23 protein-coding genes are annotated in these 23,150 nt (G+C 55.4%); 7 read left to right on the forward strand and 16 right to left on the reverse strand.

All coding sequences use genetic code 11. From position 1 onward, the window contains the following. Positions 1–147 precede the first annotated feature (147 nt). The 7 genes from ychF to ACOOFE_RS06230 form a co-directional block, all read right to left on the reverse strand. Positions 148–1,248, reverse strand: coding sequence for a redox-regulated ATPase YchF (gene ychF, locus ACOOFE_RS06200; protein WP_420414155.1), 1,101 nt, complete (start codon positions 1,246–1,248; stop codon positions 148–150). 142 nt (positions 1,249–1,390) lie between these two features. Then, complete coding sequence (locus ACOOFE_RS06205) at positions 1,391–2,554, reverse strand: serine hydrolase (protein WP_420414156.1); 1,164 nt, start codon at positions 2,552–2,554, stop codon at positions 1,391–1,393. 129 nt (positions 2,555–2,683) lie between these two features. Beyond that, positions 2,684–3,700: a ribonuclease T2 family protein gene (locus tag ACOOFE_RS06210; protein ID WP_420414157.1), complete on the reverse strand. Its 1,017-nt coding sequence runs from the start codon at positions 3,698–3,700 to the stop codon at positions 2,684–2,686. Between the two features lie 92 nt (positions 3,701–3,792). Beyond that, positions 3,793–4,524, reverse strand: a complete 732-nt coding sequence (gene pth, locus ACOOFE_RS06215; RefSeq protein WP_420414158.1) for an aminoacyl-tRNA hydrolase — start codon at positions 4,522–4,524, stop codon at positions 3,793–3,795. A 133-nt stretch (positions 4,525–4,657) separates the two neighbouring features. Further along, positions 4,658–5,281: a 50S ribosomal protein L25/general stress protein Ctc gene (locus tag ACOOFE_RS06220; RefSeq protein ID WP_141185602.1), complete on the reverse strand. Its 624-nt coding sequence runs from the start codon at positions 5,279–5,281 to the stop codon at positions 4,658–4,660. Positions 5,282–5,454: 173 nt separating this feature from the next. Beyond that, complete coding sequence (locus tag ACOOFE_RS06225) at positions 5,455–6,144, reverse strand: MOSC domain-containing protein (RefSeq protein ID WP_420414159.1); 690 nt, start codon at positions 6,142–6,144, stop codon at positions 5,455–5,457. Then, entirely contained in the window at positions 6,141–6,710 is a 570-nt protein-coding gene (locus ACOOFE_RS06230) for a MarR family winged helix-turn-helix transcriptional regulator (protein WP_420414160.1), read from the reverse strand. Before ACOOFE_RS06230 ends, ACOOFE_RS06225 begins: the two co-directional genes overlap by 4 nt. 87 nt (positions 6,711–6,797) lie before the next feature. Between ACOOFE_RS06230 and ACOOFE_RS06235 the strand changes: the two genes are divergently transcribed. Continuing rightward, positions 6,798–7,556, forward strand: a complete 759-nt coding sequence (locus tag ACOOFE_RS06235) for a hypothetical protein (RefSeq protein ID WP_420414161.1) — start codon at positions 6,798–6,800, stop codon at positions 7,554–7,556. 75 nt (positions 7,557–7,631) lie between these two features. Here the strand turns inward: ACOOFE_RS06235 and ACOOFE_RS06240 are convergent, their stop codons facing one another. The 5 genes from ACOOFE_RS06240 to lgt all read right to left on the reverse strand — a co-directional run bounded on the left by ACOOFE_RS06240 (position 7,632) and on the right by lgt (position 12,341). Then, positions 7,632–8,564, reverse strand: coding sequence for a ribose-phosphate pyrophosphokinase (locus ACOOFE_RS06240; protein ID WP_141185608.1), 933 nt, complete (start codon positions 8,562–8,564; stop codon positions 7,632–7,634). 238 nt (positions 8,565–8,802) lie between these two features. After that, positions 8,803–9,156, reverse strand: a complete 354-nt coding sequence (locus ACOOFE_RS06245) for a hypothetical protein (RefSeq protein ID WP_209011012.1) — start codon at positions 9,154–9,156, stop codon at positions 8,803–8,805. Positions 9,157–9,614: 458 nt separating this feature from the next. Then, positions 9,615–10,382, reverse strand: coding sequence for a peptidoglycan editing factor PgeF (gene pgeF / locus ACOOFE_RS06250; RefSeq protein WP_420414162.1), 768 nt, complete (start codon positions 10,380–10,382; stop codon positions 9,615–9,617). A 40-nt stretch (positions 10,383–10,422) separates the two neighbouring features. Then, the gene (locus tag ACOOFE_RS06255; RefSeq protein ID WP_420414163.1) at positions 10,423–11,511 is read right to left on the reverse strand and encodes a class I SAM-dependent methyltransferase; all 1,089 of its coding nucleotides are present in this window, start codon (positions 11,509–11,511) and stop codon (positions 10,423–10,425) included. Continuing rightward, positions 11,508–12,341, reverse strand: a complete 834-nt coding sequence (gene lgt, locus ACOOFE_RS06260) for a prolipoprotein diacylglyceryl transferase (RefSeq protein WP_420414164.1) — start codon at positions 12,339–12,341, stop codon at positions 11,508–11,510. The genes ACOOFE_RS06255 and lgt overlap by 4 nt, the downstream gene beginning before the upstream one ends. Positions 12,342–12,563: 222 nt before the next feature. Between lgt and ACOOFE_RS06265 the strand changes: the two genes are divergently transcribed. The 5 genes from ACOOFE_RS06265 to ACOOFE_RS06285 all read left to right on the forward strand — a co-directional run bounded on the left by ACOOFE_RS06265 (position 12,564) and on the right by ACOOFE_RS06285 (position 15,786). After that, positions 12,564–12,830 (forward strand): accessory factor UbiK family protein, encoded by a 267-nt coding sequence (locus ACOOFE_RS06265; RefSeq protein ID WP_420414165.1) that lies wholly within the window; start codon positions 12,564–12,566, stop codon positions 12,828–12,830. A gap of 441 nt (positions 12,831–13,271) precedes the next feature. Next, entirely contained in the window at positions 13,272–13,772 is a 501-nt protein-coding gene (locus tag ACOOFE_RS06270; RefSeq protein ID WP_141185612.1) for a YbjN domain-containing protein, read from the forward strand. Further along, on the forward strand, positions 13,769–14,587 hold the full coding sequence (gene proC, locus ACOOFE_RS06275; RefSeq protein WP_420414166.1) for a pyrroline-5-carboxylate reductase: 819 nt from the start codon (positions 13,769–13,771) through the stop codon (positions 14,585–14,587). The genes ACOOFE_RS06270 and proC overlap by 4 nt, the downstream gene beginning before the upstream one ends. Before the next feature lie 85 nt (positions 14,588–14,672). Continuing rightward, complete coding sequence (locus ACOOFE_RS06280) at positions 14,673–15,383, forward strand: TetR/AcrR family transcriptional regulator (RefSeq protein WP_420414167.1); 711 nt, start codon at positions 14,673–14,675, stop codon at positions 15,381–15,383. Between the two features lie 61 nt (positions 15,384–15,444). After that, positions 15,445–15,786, forward strand: coding sequence for a tRNA-binding protein (locus tag ACOOFE_RS06285; protein WP_420414168.1), 342 nt, complete (start codon positions 15,445–15,447; stop codon positions 15,784–15,786). Positions 15,787–16,046: 260 nt separating this feature from the next. Here ACOOFE_RS06285 and ACOOFE_RS06290 read toward each other — a convergent pair whose 3' ends face one another. The 3 genes from ACOOFE_RS06290 to ACOOFE_RS06300 all read right to left on the reverse strand — a co-directional run bounded on the left by ACOOFE_RS06290 (position 16,047) and on the right by ACOOFE_RS06300 (position 18,706). Continuing rightward, positions 16,047–17,363, reverse strand: a complete 1,317-nt coding sequence (locus ACOOFE_RS06290; RefSeq protein ID WP_420414169.1) for an ATP-binding protein — start codon at positions 17,361–17,363, stop codon at positions 16,047–16,049. 89 nt (positions 17,364–17,452) lie between these two features. Beyond that, on the reverse strand, positions 17,453–18,151 hold the full coding sequence (locus ACOOFE_RS06295; protein ID WP_141185617.1) for a response regulator: 699 nt from the start codon (positions 18,149–18,151) through the stop codon (positions 17,453–17,455). 45 nt (positions 18,152–18,196) lie between these two features. Further along, on the reverse strand, positions 18,197–18,706 hold the full coding sequence (locus ACOOFE_RS06300) for a MarR family winged helix-turn-helix transcriptional regulator (RefSeq protein ID WP_420414170.1): 510 nt from the start codon (positions 18,704–18,706) through the stop codon (positions 18,197–18,199). Positions 18,707–19,001: 295 nt separating this feature from the next. Here ACOOFE_RS06300 and ACOOFE_RS06305 point away from each other — a divergent pair, with 295 nt between their 5' ends. After that, positions 19,002–19,907 (forward strand): branched-chain amino acid aminotransferase, encoded by a 906-nt coding sequence (locus tag ACOOFE_RS06305; RefSeq protein ID WP_420414171.1) that lies wholly within the window; start codon positions 19,002–19,004, stop codon positions 19,905–19,907. A 47-nt stretch (positions 19,908–19,954) separates the two neighbouring features. Here ACOOFE_RS06305 and ACOOFE_RS06310 read toward each other — a convergent pair whose 3' ends face one another. Further along, positions 19,955–23,134 (reverse strand): efflux RND transporter permease subunit, encoded by a 3,180-nt coding sequence (locus tag ACOOFE_RS06310; protein WP_420414172.1) that lies wholly within the window; start codon positions 23,132–23,134, stop codon positions 19,955–19,957. Between the last annotated feature and the right edge of the window lie 16 nt (positions 23,135–23,150).

Here is a 23,150-nt window from a genome sequence, read left to right on the forward strand (position 1 = left end):
GGTTATTAGAATGGAATTTTTTGGACAACTAAAATTTTGCCAACTAATCAATTTTTCTGTTTTGCCGGAGCAATTTGCGCCGGGCAAAACAAAAAAGGCGCCGCGATGTGCGGCGCCTTTGAAAGCGAATACGGAAATTAAGAAAAATCAGGTATTAAACTTGAACAGCAGGACATCACCATCCTTGACGATATATTCCTTGCCTTCATCGCGGGCCTTTCCGGCCTCCTTGGCAGCGCTTTCGCCGCCAAGCGAGGTGTAATCGTCATAGGCGATCGTCTGTGCGCGGATGAAGCCGCGTTCAAAATCCGTGTGGATCACGCCGGCAGCCCCCGGCGCCTTGGTGCCTTCAGTGATGGTCCAGGCACGGGTCTCTTTTGGACCGGCAGTGAAGTAGGTGATCAGACCCAAAAGGTCGTAGCCTGCACGGATCATCCGGTCGAGGCCCGGCTCCTCCAGTCCGATGGTTTCCAGGAACTCTTCCTGCTCTTCATTGTCCAGCTGCGAGATCTCCGCTTCGATTGCAGCGGAAATAACAACGGATACAGCGCCTTCAGCAGCTGCCTTTTCGGCAACTTTCTGGGACAGTGCATTGCCGTCGGCGGCCGATCCCTCGTCAACGTTGCAGACGTAAAGCACCGGCTTGGAGGTCAGCAAGTTGAGGCCCTTCAGCATCTTGGCTTCTTCGGCATCGGCAACGTCCAGCATGCGGGCTGGTTTGCCGTCTTGCAGCAACTCAAGGGCGGCTTCCATGATCGGCAGCACGGCCTTGGCTTCCTTGTCTCCGCCAGTCGCCTTTTTCTTCAAGGGCGCGATGCGCTTTTCAAGGCTTTCCATGTCGGCGACCATAAGTTCGGTCTCGACCGTATCCGCATCGGCGATCGGATCGATGGCTCCGTCCACATGGGTGATGTCGTCATCTTCAAAGCAGCGCAGCACATGGGCGATGGCATCGACTTCGCGGATGTTGGCCAGAAACTGGTTGCCAAGGCCTTCACCTTTGGAGGCACCGCGTACCAGACCGGCGATGTCGACAAAGGTGATCCGGGTCGGGATCACTTCTTTGGAGTCGGCAATATCCCGGATCGCATAAAGGCGCGGATCCGGCACGGCCACTTCGCCGGTGTTCGGTTCAATGGTGCAGAAAGGGTAGTTTGCGGCCTGAGCCGCCGCTGTCTTGGTCAGCGCATTGAAAAGGGTGGACTTACCGACATTCGGCAGTCCGACAATGCCGCACTGGAAACCCATCGTGAGTTCGCTTTCGGTTTGTGTCTGAAACTGTTGCCGCGCTACATGCCCGAGGGGGCAGACAAGGTCAAGGGTTTCTGCGATGTCAGCTAGGAGGCTGGCTGCCGATTTGGCGCTGTCTTTGCGGAAATGAGCAGCGCCGTTATTCGCTGGTGCGCGCGATGCGGTTTAATATCCCCGAACTCACTGCCAGGATCGCATTTTCATCCAGGGCTTCCGGAGAATTCCAGGTCGCTACAAAACACCACTTTGTGCCGTCGTGCGCAGTCAAATGGTATGTGAGGTTCAGAACGCCGGTCTCACTGCCGCCTTTGAAAGCAATGGTTTTCCAATCCGCCGGCTTTGCCTGCCCGGAATTGATCTTGAACACGGGCAGATGGTCCACTTTCGCAATGACTTTGCACAGGCTGGGGGCAGCCGCATACCACTCCAATCCCGGCTGATAGCCGTTGTTGACATCGCCGGGGTCGGGCGCGTGGCGTCCTCCCAGTTCAGCAAGAATTCTGCGTTTTTCCGAAAGACCGCCAGAAAGATACTCTGATGCCTCTTCGTCAGAGGCTTTGAGCTGGAAGAATTGGCGTGTTGTCAAAAAAGGAACTTGTTCTGAGATCTTTTCGAGTTGTGCCAAAGGCAGCTGCGACATGAGGAGGTCTGTTGCCGTGTTGCCGGAAATAGAAATCATCAAGGCTGCTGCGGTTTCGATCGTAACGTGATGACCATCGGGCCAGGTGTGCAGAGTTCCGGATGGCAGGGATTTATGGAGTTTATTCAGTGTGAGCACGCTCGACCATTCAAGCTCTCCCGCTTCCACTTTCATTGCGAGTGCGTCCAGCACAAACAATTTGAAAGCAGACCCGACAGCCAGTTTTTCCGACGGGGCGTGGCTGGCGACTATCTCTCCGTTCTTCGTCAGGAGATAAGAGGACTGCTCAGCAAACCTTGGAAGCTTTTTGAGGAGGTCTTTTAGAGTGCCAGTTTGTTGAATGTCCTTGATTTCAAAACCGGTTATTCGACCGTTGCCACTTCGAAATAGCCGAATTGCAACATCATGTGTTGCCGTTGAGAGCGCAAAGTTTCTAGATTGGGTCGATTTGGAAACCTGTTCCGCCGGGCCATAAGTGGTTTTGAGCTCTTTCAATGCTGGCCGCAGCCTTGTCATCGGGACAGCGGTCCGGAAGGACTGCGCGAACCAATCAGAGTGCGGGGCGGTTTCGTTCCAGACCCGTAACAGGAGCGTTTCATCGGACAGGTCTGCAGTATCGGTCTCAGCTTGGGCAGGGCCGGCAACCAGAAGAAACAAAAGCACTATTGTTAACACTGTTTTCAAAGCGGTGCCTGAATGGTTGGGGTTGGCAGGTCCTATCTAATTTGTAAAAGCAATTGAGCGCAGGGTCATTATGTGACCTGCTCTCTTATTGAGAAGCGCTCAGAACAGTTACTGCAGTCCAGTTGGATCGATCAGTCCACCACTGCATCCCATATCGGTTTCATCTGCCGCAAGCATCAGTTCTCCCAGGTCCGCCGCCGGATTGATTTGACCGCGCAGGCTGATCCAGATTTCGTTGATTAAGGTGCGGTTGCCATCGTTGGTGCACTTGATGAGCACACGGTCGCCTGCACCTTGACCAAAATCTTGATCAAATGCGGACCGAATTTGAACGCCGGTCACTTCCCGGCCGACGTTGTTGAAGAAGAGGTCGCCAACGGCTGAGTCATTCACAAGACCTGTTAGCAGGAGCGTGTCGTCATAATATTCATCGGCGCCGCCTTCGCCGAAGTAACAAGTGCCGTGTTTGATCCATTCATGATGGTGCAGGTGGCTGGCAACCCCGGGCATGGCCGCGGCGAGTGCATCGGCTGTTTCGGTGTCGAGGTCCGGCGCGGGGAGTAAATGCCAGCTGCCCGGCTTGTCGAGGTTACGGACAGAGGCGGAGACGCCGCAATAATCATTGCCGCGGGGTTGTGGCCACAATCCATGGATTGAGAGCTGCCGGGTCGTGTGGGGCAGATTTCCGGTATTTAGATCCTGGCATTCCTGTTTGCCAGGCCGGATTTCGCAAAAGGCCGGCTGCCAGCTCAAGGTCAGAAGATTGTCCGTCGATTCTCGTGCATCCAGAACCGGCGTGATTTCATCGTCGGTCAGAGGCGGCGCCGTTGCCGTATCCGCTTCAACAACATGTATGCCGCAGGAGGTGCTTACCCAGCGCGATTGGGTTACGGGGGCGCCATCGACATGGATTTGGAAAAAGTCCCCGCCTGTTTTGTTGATCCCGAGAAGCTCATAGGCAAGCTGCGGTGCGGTCAGAATTTCACCGGGATTTGTCTGACGGTTTTTGCTTTGGTAGGCCTCGCAGACCTTCTCCGCGATGAAATAGCCTTCAAGCTTTTCAAAGGCGGCTGGAGACCCAATCGACAAGCCCAAAACGGCGGATGCTAATAGAAAGTGACGCATGGTTTTCCCCTAAGATAACCTCGGGCCATTATGTCTATGCAGGTCACTATATTATGACGGGAAATTCCATGGAACTAAATTTTTGATTGAACCTAGCTGCCAAGTAGCTTCTTCAGCATATCAGCCATCGGTCCAGACTTCGGCAGGGGCGCTGCCTGGGTTTGCCGCGCCTGATGGATATGGCTTTTTTGTTTTGGCTTCAATACCTGTTCGGTTTTGGCTGAGGTTGGTTTGCCGTTTCGCCGCGCTTTTTCTGGTTCTAAAGCCAACGTGAGCTTGTTGGCGAATTGGCTGTCCTTTGCCTCAGCCATCAGGTCGGCATTGTCCGCAATTTCGGTTAGAAGCGGTTCCAGCCAGTCTTGATCGGCTTTTGCGAAGTCGCCCAGAACATAATTGGCCACGAGTTTCTTGTCGCCTGGATGGCCGATCCCAAGCCGCAAACGGCGGTAGTCCGGACCGATATGAGCCGAAATTGACCGCAAGCCATTGTGGCCGCCATGCCCTCCGCCTTTTTTCATGCGGAATTTCGCGGGTGGCAGGTCCAACTCGTCGTAGATGACGACAATGTCTTCCGGGTCGATCTTGAAAAAGCGCATCGCTTCCCCGACCGAGCGCCCGGATTCGTTCATATAGGTCGACGGTTTGAGCAGGAGCACCTTTTCGCTGCCGAGCCGGCCTTCGGAGACCTGACCCTGAAACCGAGCCCGCCACGGCTGAAAGCCGGAATGGCGCCGGTGGATTTCGTCGGCGGCCATAAAACCAATGTTGTGCCGGTTGCCAGCGTATTTTGCACCGGGATTTCCAAGGCCGACGATCAGTTTCATCACGGGTCTCTGAGAGCGTTTCAGTGGCCGCAGTTTAACAGCCGAAAATTAAAAAGAAAAAGCAGCCGGTTTGGCTGCTTTGGGGATGCAGAAGGCGGTGCCGCCTTCTGCAAAATCAACGAGAAGATCAAGCTTATTCGCTTGCTTCTTCCTCACCGTCTTCGGAAGCTTCAGCGTCGTCCTGAGCACCGCCACCAGGAGCAGCCAGTGTTGCAACAGTGAAGTCACGGTCGGTGATGGTCGGCTGTGCGCCTTCCGGCAAAGTGGTTGCGGAAATGTGCAGCGTGTCACCGATTTCAACATTCGCCAGATCGAAGACCAGGGATTCCGGAATCGCATCTGCTGGAACGATGAGTTCGACCGTGTGGCGAACAACGTTCAGCATGCCGCCTTTTTTCAGGCCCGGGCAGGTTTCTTCGTTGATGAATGTCACCGGAATGTCGACGGTCAGTGTCGTGTCACTGGAAACGCGCAGGAAGTCAACATGCAGGACATCGTCGCGCACCGGGTGCAGCTGGAAGTCCTTCGCGATGACTTTGTGCTTTTTGCCGTCAACATCGATTGTGCCGATGTGTGTCAAAAAACCACCTTTGTGCAGGGTCAAAGTGGTTTCTTTCACCGGAATGGTGATCGGCATAGCCGGTTTTTTGTCGCCGTAGATAACGGCAGGTAGAAGGCCTTCGCGACGCAGTGCCCGTGCGGCCCCCTTGCCCACACGATCCCGTGCCGACGCCTTCAGCTCATAGCTGGCAGCCATGGCAAACTCCTATAGGTATATGATATGGACCGGCGAACAGGCGCACCGAATTGACGATAACTTGTCCGGGATCGGTCCTTTGAACGCCTCCTCCAGGGGTGCAGGCGCGAGCGCGCGTATAGCTGAAAACATAGTGGAATGCAAGTGTGCCTGCGCATTCAGCGCGATCTCGTTCAGCCGCCCGGCAACCGGCGGGATGTGTCTTCCAGATAGTCCGGATCAGCCTTTTTTGCAAAAGATGCCCGCCAGGGCGCTGCCAGTTCCGGCAGGTTCGATAATGCCAAGGCTGTGGTACTGTCCAGCCTCGGATTAAAGCGGGCTATAATGACGTTGCGCAGGTTCCAATCCGGGCATGGCCGTTCAATAAGGACCATCGTATCACCCGCCTGAATATGGCCGGTTTCCAAGACGCGGTAATACCAGCCTGTTTTACCTGTTTTTTGGAAGTTGGCGGCGAGAGCCGGATTGGACGTATGCAGGTTGAGTTTCCAGCAAGGCTGGCGGCCTTGAGCAATCTGGAGGCGGACCGAACCCACAGCAAACACGTCGCCAATACAAAGATCCGTCTCGGTGAACCCGTGCGAAGAGATGTTTTCACCGAATGTCCCGGGCTCGTAGGCGAAGCCGTCTGTGCCAAAAAGTTCCGCCCAGTCGGCGTAGTGTTCCGAAGGATAATGGTGCAGAGCCTTCTCCGGGCCGCCGTGAACTTCTAGATCGGCCTGTTGGTCGTCAGAAATGCCGGTTTCCGTCACAAAAACAGATCCGCCAACCCGGTTTTTGCGGATCGCAGACGGCGCTTTTCCGTCCCAACGCTGTTCCGGTTTTCCGGTGTAAAGTCCGAGGATTTCTGCGGCTGTCGTCATGTCGTTGCACCTTGCTTGGCAGCGTGTTCGTGGCAAATCTGGTTTGTTTCAGACGATTTCAAGGGCACCTCTAACAGCTGGCAGTACAGGCCTGCATCAGTTTCCTGGTGGTGTCTACAGTCTTTGCAAAGGCCAAAGGATTTTCCGCCGCGCTGGTCAAGAAGCTGACGGACCAACGCACTTAAACCATCCTGCAGAGCAACCGCACTATCCATCGTAAGTTCCGCGATTGCGTCCTCCATAGCCGACTGTGTTTCCAGTATCTTTAGGCCAGGGAGCGTGAGGTCATAGCGGATACTGCGTTTGTCTTCCGGCAGCCGTGTCTCGGCAATCAGGTCCTTCCGGGCCAGCGCTTTCAAGGTCTGCGAAGCGGTTCCGCGCGTAGTCGCAAGATAATCGGCGACATGGGACGGCGCCCGGGAAAACTTGTTTGCCCGGCCGAGATAGGCCAGCGCAGCATATTGCGATGGATTGAGCGGGCCATTCCATTCTTCAGCAGCGTTCAGGCGGCCTAGCCGGTCAATCAGATCTGCAATGAGGCGGCTTTGTCGTTGGGGGTTCAGCATAGAAGTTTTATAGCGAGTCGAAATTAAACTTGCAATAATAGCGACTCGCTATTATTAGGTTGGCATCTTTCAACAAGGAGAACATCCATGCTTAAGAAACTTTTTGGCGGCCTGGTTTCCGTATTGGTTCCTGCAACGGCGTTAGCAGGTGGAGATCATAGCGGCCACGCGATCCATCAACACGGCGCGGTCTTGTCGGCCGAAAATGTCGAGATTGACCAAAACTACGATATCATGGCAGCACACGTGCACCGGAACGGGCGAATTGTGACGTTTCACATGACGCTGAAAGGAACGGCCGGTGCAACGGTTCCTGAACCGGCCGGCCAGCTCGCGGGCGCCCCTGTTGAGGCCTATGTCTGGCCGACATCGCTGAAACCGGACGCTGTGGGATTTGAAAGTGAAGATGGCATTTTGGCGTTGGTTGCCACGTCCCACCCCGACTTCGATGATACGCCACTTTTTGATGAGGACGGGGATGGTGATGTCGGGAACGATGGCGCCAAATGGCATTCCCATTGGGTCGTGCTAACGCCCAATGAAGCATGCGGAGCCGGGGCCTTGTCTGTGAAGGATATTCCGGATGGTGTTTCACCGAAAATGCCAGCCACCTGGCCCGGATTGCCGATTTACATCGATAGCCCGGGCTATTCACCGGTGCTTTCGGGTGAGGAGATCACAATCAATGTCAGCTTTGATGATCCGGCCATTGCCAGCGGAATGTCTTATGACGGCGTGACGTCCGCCCTACGGGTCAATCAGAACATCCACGCGCCATTGCTCTGCGTCGTTGATGTCTTTGATGTTGCTTCTGGAGATCTCAGCCTTCCAGGAAAGCTGAACTGAAAATTGCGGCCATGGCTGCAAACAAAAAAAGCGCCGGCATGGCCGGCGCTTTGACGTCTTCTGTGATCCAGAAAATTAATTGAACAGACTGGAAACTGATTTTTCCAAGGCTGTGCGGTTGATCGCTTCGCCCATCAGCGGCGCGATGGAGATCGCCCGGATGTTCGGTGCAGCGGTGATCGCAGCGGTCGGCTCGATGGAGTTGGTGATCACCAGTTCCTTCAGTTTGGACGAAGTTACACGCGCAACCGCGCCACCGGACAAAACACCGTGGGTTATGTAGGCGGTCACCGACTTGGCGCCCTTGGCAAGGAGCGCATCAGCTGCATTGCAAAGCGTGCCGCCACTGTCGACGATGTCGTCCACTAGAATGCAATCGTAACCATTCACATCGCCGATGATGTTCATGACTTCCGACTCTCCAGGCTTGTCGCGGCGTTTATCGACGATGGAGAGCGGGGCCTCAATGCGCTTCGCCAGCGCTCGGGCGCGAACCACACCGCCAACATCCGGGGAGACGACCATGACATTGTCGGTCGCGTAGCGCTCCTTGATGTCCCGGGTCATCACCGGAGCTGCGAACAGGTTGTCGGTCGGAATGTCAAAGAAACCCTGGATCTGTCCGGCATGGAGATCCAGCGTCAGGACGCGATCTGCACCGGCCTCAGTGATCAGGTTGGCCACCAGTTTTGCGGAAATCGGTGTCCTGCCTGACGCACGGCGATCCTGACGGGCATAGCCGAAATAAGGAATCACGGCCGTGATCCGGCGGGCCGAGGACCGGCGGAGCGCATCGATGATGATTAAGAGCTCCATCAAATGGTCGTTGGCCGGATAGCTGGTGGGCTGGACGACAAAGACGTCCTCACCGCGTACGTTTTCCTGGATTTCTACGAAGATTTCCTGGTCGGCAAAGCGCCGGACCTGGCATTTGGCCAATGGTACATCCAAATATTTGGAGATTTCCTCAGCCAGGGCTCGGTTGGAGTTGCCCGCGACGATCTTCATAAGCCGCAAGTCCTTCTGGTGCGGAGCCGGGTCTATTGGGCCAAGGCGGCCTGATAAACACGCGGTAGGAGCCTAAGTCGTTCAAGGTGCCTCTTGCCTGGACTTTTGCTAAAAAAACCTCGGCAGGCGGCGGCGTTGTAACAATCAACCGGTCAGACGACAACCGCGCTATTGGAGTCTGGCGCGGTTTTTTTCGATTTTATGACGAACAAGGTGCTTGAACCGTTTCAATAGGTTCTTATTGGTTGAGCCAGGCCTTGATTTCCACCACAGATCGTTCCGCGATGCGCGAAAGCACGTCGGATGAGGCACCCGTCCATGGATCTCCCGTCGATCCACCCGTCTCCTCCGTGCCAGAGATTCGCTTCAGGCGGCGCCCCGATCTGTCGACAACATCAAACACATAAAAGATGGTGCCCTGGCCGGGCTGTCCTGTTGCTGCCAGGTAGCCATTGACCCGGTAGGTGGCGTCGGCGCCGACACGCCTGACCAACTTGAGGCCCTGAGTGGCCGCTTTTGCGCCGATTTCGGATGACAATTCATCCGCTATGTTTCCGGGCGCGCCCGTGAACGGTTCGAAGGCGAAAGTCACGCCCTGTTCCTGATCAATCTCCTGGATGAATTGTGGAGCAGTTGGCGTTGCAGATATCGCTGATGGCGGCTGAGGCGATCCTTGGCAAGCTGCCAGGCCAATCAACAAAAGAAGACCGCCCGCGGCCTTAAAAAGGTTTGCTTGAGCAATTGAGATTCTTTTGCACATGAAGACGGTTGGCCTGATTTATGTAATTTACGAGAGAGTCGGTTGCCCGGAAAACCCGGAAACCCGCTCAGATCGGGTTCTGGTTTAGCCCGACTTGCGCGGCAGGTCGAGAGGGATGGTGGATAAGCAGGGTTTTTGGACCTTGGGTTTTTATCCTGATCGACCCTTTCTTTCGAAAAATGAGTCTTTTGGCCAGCGCCAGTGTCGAGGAATTCGGGTGAAACGGCAGGAGAACCATGAGCCTCGATGATCTCTTATTGTTGCGGCCTCTCTGGCGTTTGGGAACAAACTCAACCCTTGATCATGATCGCACTGACCTGCCGTCCATAATCCGGCTCCTTGCGGTGCGTCGTCCGGCGGTAGGAAAAAAAACGCGCTTCATCCTTGTAGGTGCAGATATTCATGGCATTGACGTGCGCCAAACCAAGGCCGGTAAGCCGATCTATAATGAAGGCCGGAAGGTTGAACATATGAAAACCGTCTTGGGACGAGGGTATGAAATACTGCGCCCAAGAAGATGATTCCGATAAGAAGCGGTCGTGGAACTCCGGGCCGACCTCATAAGAAGCTTGCGAAATGGTGGGGCCGAGCACCGCCCGGATTCGGCCTCTTTGCGCACCCAGGTTCTCCATCGCAGCAACCGTATTTTGAAGAACACCTGAGATCGCCCCCTTCCAGCCTGAGTGGGCCGCACCGATGACGGATGCTTCAGGATCAGCAAACAACACCGGACCACAGTCCGCCGTGGAGATGCCCAATGCAAGGTTGGGGGTTGCGGTGACCAGGGCATCTGCTTTGCGGTTCTGATTATCCAGCCAAGGGCCGTCAACAGTCAGCACATCTGGAGAATGGATCTGATAGGGAGAGACCAAATGATCGCGAGCGACGCCAAAGGATTGCGCGACACGGGACCGGTTCTCCAAAACCAGTTCCCGGTCATCGTCCGAGCCAAGGCCGATGTTCAAGCTGTGATACAGACCGGAGGAGGCCCCGCCGTTGCGGGTGAAGAACCCATGTGAGAGTCCGTCAGACTGAAGTTCCGGGGCTTCGAGTTTCATGTGGCTCTCCAAAATTGGACTCATCCATTCTCAAATGCACTTAAGGTGCCGGATCAAATGGTGCAAAGGGTATTCCGTCTGCGGTAATCGCAAGCACCTTAAAGAGCGCCCCCATTTGGTCAGGGGCCGCCAGGCGTTCAACCGCATCACGGATGCTGTCTTGCTGGTGTGGTGATTTTCCGGCGCCGAGGCTGCCAGCACGTTCCAGGAGCCCAGCCCGCAGCAGGAATTCTCCTTGTTCGAGAAGCGGCAAGGGGACAGCTCCGGCAGCCTGCGCGGCGAGGGCAAGGGTCTCAAAATTGACGTGGGCCGTAATGTCGGCTTCGCCGGGATGCGCAAGAACATCATCATAGCTGTGGTTATAAAGGGCCTGTAATGTGTCTCCGGCAGCCGATTTCGCGTAGCCATAATCTATGAAAAGCGCGATGCCGCCGTGTTTGGCAATCCGTGCGGCGATTTCTTCTGCGATCGCATTGGCCGCAGGTTGGGTTTCCAAAATGCTGCCGCCTGACGCGCTAACGGCTCCGGCCGGAATTGCAGTATCGGGCAGTCTGGCTACGCCGACGCCAAAAACAAGGTTGCCTTTATCGTCCAACCCGACCTGACGTTCTCGCCAGCCGCTGACTGTTTTGACGAATTGGTGAATGGGTAGGGCGTCGAAAAACTCATTCGCGATGACAATCAACGGGCCGTCCGGCACTTGGGCAAAGTGATCCCGGAACTCCGGCTGAAGCGCGGCTGTCTGTAGCGTATCACTCTGAATTTTCCGGAGGCGCGGGCTCATTTCGACAAGGTTTAGGCGCGCCGCATTGAGGAAGGCGGGCCGCCGTGCAGCAACCCTTTGAAAGTCTGCCATCAACGTACCGCGGCCCGGGCCAAGTTCCACTAGCTGGACGGCGTCCGGCGCGCCGAAGCTTTCATAAGCTCCCAGGCAGACGGCGCCGATCATTTCGCCAAACATTTGGCTTACTTCCGGCGCCGTTATAAAATCGCCTTTCCGGCCAAATGGCTCGCGTGTTGTGTAATAGCCGAACTGAGGATCGCTCAGGCACAACGTCATATATTCGGCGACAGGCAGTGGGCCGCCGGAAGCAATGCGTTGGCGAAGTTTGTCTTTCAAGCCCGTCACTGTTCGGCAGCCGGTTGTGGGCGTTTGGCAGCCCAAATCATCGCGGCGATGCCCGCCAGAACCATCGGTGCGGACAACAGCATCCCCATGGTCAGGAAACCGCCGAAATAGCCGATATGGGCGTCAGGTACCCGGTAAAACTCAACGAAGGACCGGGCTAATCCATAGCCGCAGGCAAAGGCGCCAGCTAAAAAGCCCGGCTTTTTCAGAAGATGAAACCGGTGGCTCAATACCCGGAGAACCAAGAATAGAACAATACCTTCCAGGGCCGCTTCATAAAGCTGGCTCGGATGGCGAGGTTCAGGACCGGCGTTGGGAAAGACAAACGCCCAAGGAACATCAGTTGGCCGGCCCCAGAGCTCACTGTTGATGAAATTCGCCATCCGTCCAAAAAACAATCCAATCGGGGCAGCACAGCCCGCCAAGTCGAACATAGTCCAAAGCGGAAAACCGCGCTTCCACGCAAACAGGATCATGGCAATGACCGTTCCCGCAAAACCACCATGAAATGACATGCCACCGGACCAGATGGCGAGGATTTCTCCTGGATTTGCGAGATAGTAGGCCGGATTATAGAAGAGCACATAGCCAAGGCGGCCGCCTAAGATAATGCCAAATGTCCCCCAAAGGACAAAGTCATCGAGATCCACCGGAGTTGGTCTCTTATTCCCGGCCCACAGTCCATCATTGAGCACAAGCGCGCGCATGTAACGCCAGGCCAAAACAATCCCGGCGATATAGGCCAGCGCATACCAGCGCAGAGCAAATGGGCCTATTTCAACAATGACGGGGTCAATGGCTGGAAACGGCAGGGCAAGAAGAGGGGGCAATCTGAAACCTCATGAGGTCGGTAAAGCTGCGAAGGCGGCTATTCGGTGGCAACGCTTGCGCGATCTACTGCGCTGCGTCAAGGCTCTCGCCTTGCATCATTCTTGTTCAATACCGGCGTTATACTGAGTTTCCAATTGGCTGCGTCGATATCGAAGCTTGAAGTTGCCTTCGAACCCTCATACGTAGCGTGTATCTGGAATTTCCTTATATAGGAGCGGCATATGACCCAAGGCCCGAACCGTTTGCTCGATGACTTTGCCAAATTGATGACCGATGCCGCTGGTGTCGCACAAGGGGCCCGCCGCGAAGTGGAAACTGCCTTTAGAGCTCAGGCTGAGCGGTTCATGTCGGATATGGACATTGTCTCGCGCGAAGAACATGACGCTGTTAAGGAAATGGCAGCTCGTGCCCTCGACAAAGTTGAAGAGCTTGAAACCCGTCTTGCTGCCCTGGAAGGCGGCGATAAGGATGCGCCATCCGGGGAGTAATGCTGCTTGGGTAAGGTGGCGCTACTAAACCGAATCGTGACGGCAGAGGATGGTCCGGTGAACCGGGCCATACCTTCTGGGCAAATTACCTTGCCAAATCAGTGCAATTTAGTGTGATCGACCGATTTCTGTTAACGAATCATGACGGTAGGGTAACGGTTGAACTTGGCGGAATTGCAGTGTTTTTGCGCAGTTTGGCTAATTAAGTTGCTGAGTCGTCCACAAGTTTCGATATTTTTATTGAATTTGGTAGGTAGGCCGTAAGTCCTTCCTGCTCCTATACTCAAGGACAACAGGGATTCGTCGGAGCAAGACGGAACCGGTCATTGATTGGGCCAGTTAAGGACGCGTCTTTGCTCCTCTGCTTGGGACTTACCCCGGCGGCCCACCCGGTTATCCTAATCGGGTACTCGGCCCCGGCTGGAAAGGGGAGTAGGCATCATGAGCCTCATCGAGATCGACTTCGAGAGACCTGACAACCCCGTTGATACCATCGAAACTGTGGCCGCCTTGAACGACTGGACGTTCGAGCGCTCAGATGATGATGAGATCACGATCTCCATTGCCGGAAGCTGGTGTAATTATCATGTTTCCTTCTCCTGGATGGAGGATGTTGAAGCCCTGCATCTGGCCTGTGCCTTTGATCTCAAAGTGACAGAACTTAGAAAGACGGAAGTCGTTCAGCTTCTGGCTCTGGTGAATGAGCAATTGTGGGCGGGCCACTTTGACCTCTGGAGCAAAGAGGGCGTGGTGATGTTCCGCCAATCGCTCATTTTGGCAGGCGGCGCCGAACCGACTTCGGCACAGATCGAAACCATGCTGTCGAATGCCCTTGAAAACTGCGAGCGTTTCTATCAAGCATTCCAGTTCGTTGTCTGGGCCGGTCACAGTGCACAAGAAGCGCTTAGTACCGCTCTGTTCGAAACTGCAGGAGAAGCATGACCTTTTCAAAAGAGCGCCCCTTTCTGCTTGTCGGTGCCGGCAAGATGGGAGGGGCCATGTTGTCCGGCTGGATGGCGGACGGTATTGATCCGGCTTCCGTTCTGGTACTGGATCCGTTTTTGTCAGCCGAAGTCAGCAATCTGCTGACCAAGCACGGCATCCGGCATGTCACCGACGTGCCGGAAGAGATGACCGCCGGCATCGTTTTGGTGGCCATAAAACCGCAGATGATGGACGAGGTTCTGCCTAGCCTGGCGCCGGTGATTGACCAAGAGACATTGGTTTTATCGGTTGCCGCAGGCACACCTGTCTCTAAGTTTCAAAGTGCATTTGGCGATATTCCTGTCGCGCGCTGCATGCCCAATACGCCGGCAATGGTCAAACGTGGCATCACCGCCGTTTTTCCGAACCAGAAAGTTTCTGAAGAGCAAAAAAGCACGGTCACCCACCTGTTGACGGCAGTGGGGAAGGTGGTGTGGCTCACCAGTGAAGACCAGATCGATTTGGTGACAGGTGTGAGTGGCTCGGGGCCAGCCTATGTGTTTTACCTCGCAGAAGCCCTGCGGGAAGCGGGCAAAGCAGCCGGATTGCCGGACGCCCTTGCTGAGGAACTGGCGATCGCGACGGTGTGCGGCGCAGGGGAGCTGATGCATCAGTCGGGCGAAGATCCAGCAATCTTGCGTCAAAACGTGACCAGCCCGAACGGCACGACGGCTGCGGCACTGGATATCCTGATGGCCAGCGGCGGTTTGCAGCCCGTGATGACGGATGCCGTGGCAGCCGCCGTCAAACGTGCCCGGGAACTTGCTGGTTAGCTAAAGCATTTGGGGTGCGGCGAGATACCCCTTTTCGCCGCATTCCGGGTTTCCTATGTTTCTCATAAGACAAGGAGATCCGGATATGGCGACCGCAAAGACGAAGCAGAAGATCCTCACCACTTTTTTGGACCTGATTTCGGAGAATCCTTATGAGGATGTTTCTTTGCAGCTGCTTGCGGAGACGGCAAAGGTCAAATTGTCGGAGCTGCGCCGCGCCTATTCTTCCAAGCTGGCTTTGGTTGAAGCCTTTTACGAGAGTGTCGATACGGCCGTTCTAGATCAGCGTGACGAGGATCTTGGCGATCAGCCGCCCCGCGATCGGCTTTTCGATATTCTGATGACCCGCATCGATGTCTTGGCCGAGAACAAAGAGGCTGTTCGGGCTTTTGCTAAGGCTGCATCGCAGGATCCTGGCCTTGCCCTGGATTTCAACCGCTTTGCCGTCCGCTCGCAAAAATGGATGCTGGTTGCCGCCGGGATCGATCTTTCCGGAATTAAGTCCGGTATCGTGGCGCAGGCTCTGGCGGTGTCCTTTGCCCGTGTAGTCGACACCTGGCTGGACGAACCAGATGAAGGCATGCCGCGTACCATGTCCCGCCTCGACAAGGAACTCGACAAGGGATCGTCCTTCATGAAACGGCTGAACCGTCTGGAGGGCGTTGCCAAAGGATTTCGGAAGTTTGTGAAGGCTGCTTCCAGAAGGCGGCCGCAGCGCTCTGGCCGGGACGGATATCCAGACGATGATTACGCTGCGGATTCCGAGCCTGAGGCAATGCGGGAAAGCGGCGTGTAATTCTGGGCTTTACTCGTTCCAATTCTGTCGCCATCTTCACTTCAAAATGATGGAGTGACGTGTGAGCGACCAGATTAGTTTTGACGATTTTTTGAAAGTTGATGTCCGGGTTGGCCGTGTAATCGAGGCCGAGGAATTTCCTGAAGCCCGGAAACCGGCCTACAAGCTGCGGATCGATTTTGGACCGAACATCGGCATCAAAAAAACCTCAGCCCAGATCACCAAGCACTACACTCCGGAAACGTTGAAAGACCGGCTGGTGATGGCTGTGGTCAACTTTCCACCGCGCCAGATCGGACCGGTGATGTCGGAAGTCTTGACGCTTGGCGTACCCGATGGTGACGGTGAAGTGGTTCTTCTGACGCCAGACAAGGACGTGCCAATCGGCGGGCGGCTTTATTAGAGCGCCGAGCGGAAACGTGGAAGCGTTTGACCCGTCTCATTTGTTTGCTGGCAAGGCAGGCCGCCCGCAGTGGTCTGGCGCCATAAGGGTGGGTCAACGCACGTCAGCAGGCCAATGAGACGGGCCCCTCCCGGTGGCTTTTGGCGATCCTCCGGCCGTGTTGCACCTCTTGCCCGATGCCCCGCATCGCGCTGCGTGCCGCGCCTATCCGGATAAACCGCCCAAAGCCATCAAACGTTTTCACGTTTACGACCGGCGCTCTAAGCCGGAATTCTTAGCCGGGCTCTGAGGCCGCCGAGCGGACTGTCTTCCAGATAAAGATCACCGCCATGAGACCGGGCGATGTCGCGGGCAATGGCAAGCCCCAGTCCGCTTCCGGTCTCATCCAGGTTCCTGGCAAGATCCAGCCTTTGAAAGGCGCGAAACGCCTGGTCGCGCTGGTCTTCCGGAATGCCGGGCCCGTTATCGTCAACGGTGATGACCAGCCAATTCTTCTCAATGCGGCCACCAAGGGCGACGCGATCGCCATATTTGCAGCCGTTGGTGACAAGGTTGGCGAGGCATCGTTTCATAGAATTGCGGCGCAAGAGAACTTCCGACGGTCCTTCAAAGTTTGCTGACACCGTGTTGCCGGAAATCTCCGCTTCTTCTTCCAATTCTTCAAACAGCAACGCCACGTCAGTCTCCTGAGGGTCTTCATCTCCGTCGCCTTTTGCAAATGCTAGGTAATCTTCCAGCATACCGCTCATCTCGTCGACGTCTTTGCGCATGGCATCGCTTTCCGGCGTGTCGCCAAGGAAGGCCAGCTGCAGGCGCAGGCGCGTCAGGATGGTGCGTAGATCGTGGCTGACACCCGCCAGCATGGTGGTGCGTTGCTCGATCTGACGTTCAATCCTGCGGCGCATGTCTGCAAAGGCAATGCCGGCTCTCCGGACTTCCAGAGCACCGCTTGCCTTGTAGTCATCAACCGGACGTCCCTTACCAAAGGCTTCGGCTGCGTTGGCGAGCCGGATAATTGGACGCATTTGATTGCGTAGGAACAAGACGGCGATGATGATGAGCACAACCGCAGTTGAGAACATCCAGACAAGAAAGATATGAGAGTTGGATGCATAGGTTTGGCTGCGGCGGGTAAACACGCGCAGGATCGCGTCGTCCAGCTGAATGCGGATCTCGACAAATCGGGACCGGCCGACGGTGTCGATCCAAAATGGCCGCCCAATGGTCTGTCCGATTGCCTTGCTCAGTTCCTGATCAATCACGTCGAAGAAAGGTTTGGGAGCAGGCGGCGGCAGTGGTTCTAACGGCAACACCGACATCGACATGCCAAGTGCACGCGATCCCATTTCCTCAATTTTTGTATGTTCCGGGTCTTGCGGAAAATTCTCCAGCGCATAGACAACGGCAGCAATCTCACGCACGACCGCTTCGGACATCCGCCGGGAAACCAGCTGATAGTGGCGCTCCATAAACACAAAGGCGATCACGGATTGCAGGATAACAACCGGGATCACAATGATGAGGAAGGTTCGCGTGTAGAGGCCCTTGGGCATGACCCGGTACAGAAAACGGGACACGCGCCGATAGCCGCGATGAACCGTTTGAAGGGGCAGATACGGGGTAAACCTCTGGAGAAGCCTCTCAATGCTTGCCATATGTGCGGAGCCTAGTCACATGCGAGCCGGTAACCGATGCCGCGGACCGTTTGCAGAAATATCGGATTTCCAGGATCTTCTTCAATTTTCCGCCGCAGGCGGTTGATTTGAACGTCGACTGTGCGCTCACCCAGGCCGCTGTCATCGCCAACAATCTTATGCCGTGGAACGGTGGCACCTGGCTGTTCAGCAAAGATCGACAGGATTTGTTTTTCCCGGTCGGTCAAGCGGATGGATTTATCGCCGTTCTTCAACTCACCGCGAGAGGTATTGTAGCAGAAGGGGCCAAACCGAATTTCGGTGACGGTTGTTGGCGGCTGATACTGGCCACGCCGCAAGATAGCACCGATGCGCAACAGGAGTTCTTTCGGCTCAAAGGGTTTTCCGAGGTAATCATCAACACCGGCCTCCAGTCCCGCGATGCGGTCTGGGGCGTCGGTCCTGGCCGTCAGCATCAAGATCGGGACCTGGGATGTCTGGCGCAGGGACGCGGCGAGCTCTGTGCCTGTTTCACCCGGCATCATGACGTCCAGGATAATGAGGTCGAACTCCAGGCCGGACAGGCATACCCGTGCTTCTGCCGCATTGGCTGCTGCCGACACCCGGTAACCATTGTCTTTTAAAAGCCGCCCAAGAAGATCTCGGATCCGGCTGTCGTCATCCACCAAAAGCAAGTGGGGTGCATTGTCTTCGGGAGCGGTCGCGTTCATTACCGGTCACGTATCCTTCCAAACACAGGCATCGGCCGGAGCCGGTCAATCTTTCAGGTCATACGAACTGCGTATCAGTTCGATGATGTCATCCCGGGCTTCCGGATCAATCACTTGCAACAAAAAACGCCGGACGACTTTATCGGCGCCATCTGGCAACCCAATTAGGGCACGTTCAAGGCGGTTTTGTTGCAAACGGGCCAAGTCGTCCGCTAGGGCACGGCCCTGATCAGTCGTATAGAGCAGACGCTGGCGGCGGTCATGCGGTCCTTCACGCTGTTCGATGATCCCGGCATCGACGAGTTGCTTCAAAACCCGGCCGAGGCTTTGTTTGGTAATCCGCAAGATTGCAAGCAGATCCGTTACCATGATCCCTGGATTGCGTTCCACGAAATGGAGAACTCTGTGGTGCGCCCGGCCAAAATCATATTCGGCCAGAACATCGTCCGGATCGCCGGTAAAATCCCGGTATGCAAAGAATAAAAGCTCGATCAAATCATAAGGAACGGCATCTACAGGATCCCCTTCATCTCCTGCCGGTGCCAGCCGACTCATTTTATTGGATTTGGAGGGTAAGGAAGCTTTGAAATTTATGTCAGTCATATTGACTTATTTCGGACCGATTGTTACTTGTTGACGGCGGTGCGCGAAATGATTGGTCGTTTTGTTGCTTTTTTCAGCATTTACTGACAGACGAATCCAATCAGGATCGGCGCGCTTCTCAAGGATACCGATAGTTGACGTGCTGTGCAAAAGATACAGCCATTCGATGGGCCTTCTTTCGCCAGAGCCAATTGAATAGCAACTAGATAATGAAAACATGCTCTATAGAGCGGGCGGGAGTTAAGAAATGGCTGGAAAGCCCTTTGATCAGCTTACGGGTGATATCTGGTATGATGGCACCTTCGTGCCCTGGTCGGATGCCAAACTGCATGTCTTGAGCCATGGACTGCACTACGGCAGCAGCGTGTTCGAAGGCGAGCGCGCCTATGGCGGCCGCATTTTCAAGTCCGAAGAACATACGGAACGTCTTCTGGCCTCTGGCCGTGAACTCGGGTTCGAAATTCCCTGGACAGCGGAACAGATCAACGTTGCCAAAGAAGAAACTCTGGCACGCATGAACCTGACCGATGCTTATCTTCGCCCGGTTGCTTGGCGCGGCAGCGAGATGATGGGTATTTCGGCGCAAAAGAACACCATTCACCTCGCGATCGCTGCCTGGGAATGGCCGAGCTATTTTGCACCGGAAGAACGCCTGAAAGGCATCCGCCTCGACATGGCGGACTACCGCCGTCCGGACCCGAAAACCGCGCCATTTAAGGCAAAAGCGGCCGGGCTTTACATGATCTGCACCATTTCCAAGCATGCAGCCGAGGCCAAGGGGTATACCGATGCCTTGATGCTGGACTGGCGCGGTCAGGTCGCAGAAGCAACCGGTGCCAATGTGTTCTTCATCAAGGATGGAAAGATCCATACGCCAACACCGGACTGTTTCCTGAACGGTATCACCCGTCAGACAGTTATCGGCCTTGCCCGGGACCGCGGAATTGAGGTTGTTGAGCGGGTGATCATGCCTGATGAACTCCCCAGCTTTGAGCAGTGCTTCGTGACCGGTACGGCAGCTGAAGTGACCCCAGTGTCCGAGATTGCGGGGAACACTTATGAAGTTGGCGAGATCATCAAGACGCTGATGGAAGATTATGACGCGGCTGTTCGTCCGCAAGCCGGCGAGCTGAAAACGGCTGCCACAGGCTGAGTACAGTTCTGTTCCTGAAGTTGAAAGGCGGCCTCGGGCCGCCTTTTTTATGTGCGGTTGCTTGTGAGAGGCTTTCGGCCGCGGATCTTGGCTAGGCGCCGACCACTGCTGATCGCCATGCCCGCATCATGCTGGATCGCAAGCAGGGCAGGGGTGATCGAAATCACCAGAAACAGTCCAACCGCCAGCCCATAGGACAGGGTGATGACCGTGGGCAGCAAAAACTGCGCTTGCCGGCTGGTTTCAAAAAGTAACGGCGCGAGCCCGAAGACGGTTGTGGCGCTCGTCAGAATCACTGGACGCAGCCTGTCGCTGACACCGTTGATTAGGGCTTTCTTGAACGGCTGGCTCTTGGCGTAGTCGTCAATCGTCGTAACCAGAACGATGCTGTCGTTGATGATGATTCCGGACATGCCAATGAAACCGACCACGGAGAACATCGATAAGGGAATGCCATGCAGGTAATGCCCCCACAACATACCAATCGCGCCAAAGGGGATAATTAGCATGATGGTCAGTGGCCGGGTCCAGGATTCAAAAATCCAGGCAAGTGTCAGATAGATTCCGGCAAGACAGAGAGCAAAACCAAACATGGCGTCGGTGAGGAAGCTGCTTTCCTGTTCGGCTAGACCTCGGACTTCGCTTTCAACATCAAATTCCGCTGCCAGCTGCGGCAAGAACTCTTCAGTCAGGCGTTTCATGACCAGGCTGGCGGCTTCCGGGTCGTCTTCGGAGATGTCTCCGGTCACCTGAAGGGTTTTCAATCCGTCGGTGCGCCGAACCGAAGCAAAGCCGTAACTGCTGGACACTTCGACGATTTCGTTCAGGGGTACATAGGCGCCCGCATTGGTTCGGATGCGTGTGGTGTAGAGAAATGCTGAATCGACTTCGTCATCCGGCATCAAGACTTTTACGGTCGCAGTCCGGCGGCCGACCGGGAACTCGGCAACTTCGACACCTTCCAGCCGGTTGCGCAGGATCCGGGCAACATCATCGGTGTTAAAACCGAGTGCTTCACCGCGCGGAGTGAGAGTTAGGTTCAATTCAGGTTTGTCGTAGGCGAGGGTGTCTTCCAGTCCGCTCACCCCATCCAAAGATGACAATGCCAGTTTCAGGCTTTCAGCCGCAGCCTTCAACGTTTCTGTAGAGGCGCCGTACAGCCGGATATCAATCGCATCTCCGCCGGGACCGGAATGATCACCGCGCACGGACAAGGTTTCCAAAAGAGGCGGGCGGTTAATTTCCTTGCGCCAATCCCGAATAAATCCATAGGCCGAATAGGGGCGCAGATCCGGGTCGATAAGTTCGATGGTAATCCCTCCGAGGAGATCGGCATCTTTGGTGTCAGCACCGGCCAGTCCGCGGCCCATATTGCCGCCCACAACCGTGAGTGCGAACTTTAACGGATTGGAGCCATACTCTTCTTCATACCGCTGCCCAGCGGTATAAAGCGCCCGTTCCAATTCCTTGACCATGTCCTTGGTGTTGGTCCTGTCTGCCCCTGGCACCATGGCAAAACTTGCCGAAATCACAGTCCGTTCTGGAGCGTTGAAAAAACGCCAGCGAACCGAACCATCAAAAAACAGCGACAGCGATAGAGCCAATATCATCACCGCAAAACCGAGAGTGGGATAGCGTGCCGTGATGACCCAGGACATAACGCGCCGGAATATGTGCTCGCGGTACCAGACAAAGGCGCGGTTGAACATGCGGTTTGGCCAGTCATACCAATGCTGCTTTTTGCTGGCTGCAAGGGAATGGCGCATGTGAGCTGGTAGAATTAGAAAAGATTCGACCAGACTGGCGATCAAGACAACGGACACCGTGAATGGAATGTCCGCGATGAGGGTGCCAAACCGTCCGCCGATGGCAACCAGGCCCGCAAATGCGATCAATGTGGTGATGGATGCGCTGAACACGGGCGCTGTCATCCGTCGGGCGGCAAGACTGGCAGCTTCTGCTGGTGAATACCCCCGCCGGTGCAAAAAATCGGCATGCTCCCCGACAACAATGGCGTCATCAACGACGATGCCGAGGCAGATGATCAGGGCAAAGACCGACACCATATTGAGGGTCAATCCAAAGAAATACATCAACCCAATGGTGGCCGTCATGGCGACCGGAATACCTGCGGCGACCCAAAAGGCTGTTCTTGAGGACAAAAACAGAAACAGGAACGCCAGAACCAGCCCCAATCCGAACAACCCGTTTTCGATCAGGATGCTCAACCTGTCGATAATGTTTTGCGAGCGAGTGCGGGTCAGCTGGACCAAGACGCCTTCTGGCAAAGATTCTTGATAGGCTGCTGTAACCCGCTCAACGTCCCGTTGGATGGAAATCGTATCGCCCTGTGCGCTGCGATAAACCTGTAGGACAACCGCTGGCATCCCCGTGTGGAAATAAGCCCGTCCGCTTTCAACACCTTCGGTCTTGATTTCAGCTACGTTTCGAAGGTGCAGTTTCTCGCCCTGTGCCGGAGCCTTGAGGACAATTTCACCGAGTTCTTGTTCACTGCGGCGGTTTTGTCCCGTTCTGAGGCGTGCACTTCCTCCGCTGACATCGCCGGCGGGAGTAGTTTCCATTTCAGCCGCGACCACATCTGCGATGCCGTCAATGGTAAGATTATGCTGGATCAGCATGGCTTCACCCACATTCACGCGGATGATCGGGTTTTCCAGGCCGCGCAGGCTCACACGGGTAACGCCTTCGCGGAACAACTGCGTTTGCAGATCTTCGGCGAACCGGGCGAGCTGATCGATGTCCACTGGACCGTAGATGACAACATCGGTTACCCGGTCGCGATAAACGCCCCGGGTGATGACGGGTTCGTCTATCCCGTCTGGAAGGCTGGACCGGGCCTGGTCCACGGCGGCTTTGACTTCGTCCGTCGCCTGTCCCATGTCCCAGCCGTCTTCGAACTTCAGTTCAATGCTGGCCCGGCCCTCACGGGCAACGGAGGTTGCCTCATCGACACCATTTATCGACAGCAACTGGGGACCCAGAATTTCAACGACCGTCCGATCCATATCCTCAGGGCCGGCTCCTGACCAGGAAATGTCGATATCGACATCTTCTCGTACAAAGTCAGGAAAAAACTGGGTTCGGATTTGAGTTCCTGCAGCTATTCCGAACAACAGCATCAGCAACAGCAGCAGATTGGCCGCGGTGCGGTGCTGAACCATGTAGTCCAGAAACGATGCGAAACGCGGACCTCCCGGGGAGCGCATGATCAGTTACTCTGCC

Origin of the sequence: Roseibium sp., assembly GCF_965216085.1 — a bacterium.
In the GTDB taxonomy this organism is placed as follows: Bacteria; Pseudomonadota; Alphaproteobacteria; order Rhizobiales; family Stappiaceae; genus Roseibium.

Coding starts and splice junctions, on each gene's coding strand:
- ychF (WP_420414155.1), bottom strand. CDS start 1,248: ATGGGTTTCCAGTGCGGCATTGTCGGACTGCCGAATGTCGGTAAGTCC.
- ACOOFE_RS06210 (WP_420414157.1), bottom strand. CDS start 3,700: ATGCGTCACTTTCTATTAGCATCCGCCGTTTTGGGCTTGTCGATTGGG.
- pth (WP_420414158.1), bottom strand. CDS start 4,524: ATGAAACTGATCGTCGGCCTTGGAAATCCCGGTGCAAAATACGCTGGC.
- ACOOFE_RS06220 (WP_141185602.1), bottom strand. CDS start 5,281: ATGGCTGCCAGCTATGAGCTGAAGGCGTCGGCACGGGATCGTGTGGGC.
- ACOOFE_RS06225 (WP_420414159.1), bottom strand. CDS start 6,144: ATGACGACAGCCGCAGAAATCCTCGGACTTTACACCGGAAAACCGGAA.
- ACOOFE_RS06230 (WP_420414160.1), bottom strand. CDS start 6,710: ATGCTGAACCCCCAACGACAAAGCCGCCTCATTGCAGATCTGATTGAC.
- ACOOFE_RS06235 (WP_420414161.1), top strand. CDS start 6,798: ATGCTTAAGAAACTTTTTGGCGGCCTGGTTTCCGTATTGGTTCCTGCA.
- ACOOFE_RS06240 (WP_141185608.1), bottom strand. CDS start 8,564: ATGAAGATCGTCGCGGGCAACTCCAACCGAGCCCTGGCTGAGGAAATC.
- pgeF (WP_420414162.1), bottom strand. CDS start 10,382: ATGAAACTCGAAGCCCCGGAACTTCAGTCTGACGGACTCTCACATGGG.
- ACOOFE_RS06265 (WP_420414165.1), top strand. CDS start 12,564: ATGACCCAAGGCCCGAACCGTTTGCTCGATGACTTTGCCAAATTGATG.
- ACOOFE_RS06270 (WP_141185612.1), top strand. CDS start 13,272: ATGAGCCTCATCGAGATCGACTTCGAGAGACCTGACAACCCCGTTGAT.
- proC (WP_420414166.1), top strand. CDS start 13,769: ATGACCTTTTCAAAAGAGCGCCCCTTTCTGCTTGTCGGTGCCGGCAAG.
- ACOOFE_RS06280 (WP_420414167.1), top strand. CDS start 14,673: ATGGCGACCGCAAAGACGAAGCAGAAGATCCTCACCACTTTTTTGGAC.
- ACOOFE_RS06295 (WP_141185617.1), bottom strand. CDS start 18,151: ATGAACGCGACCGCTCCCGAAGACAATGCACCCCACTTGCTTTTGGTG.
- ACOOFE_RS06300 (WP_420414170.1), bottom strand. CDS start 18,706: ATGAGTCGGCTGGCACCGGCAGGAGATGAAGGGGATCCTGTAGATGCC.
- ACOOFE_RS06305 (WP_420414171.1), top strand. CDS start 19,002: ATGGCTGGAAAGCCCTTTGATCAGCTTACGGGTGATATCTGGTATGAT.
- ACOOFE_RS06310 (WP_420414172.1), bottom strand. CDS start 23,134: ATGCGCTCCCCGGGAGGTCCGCGTTTCGCATCGTTTCTGGACTACATG.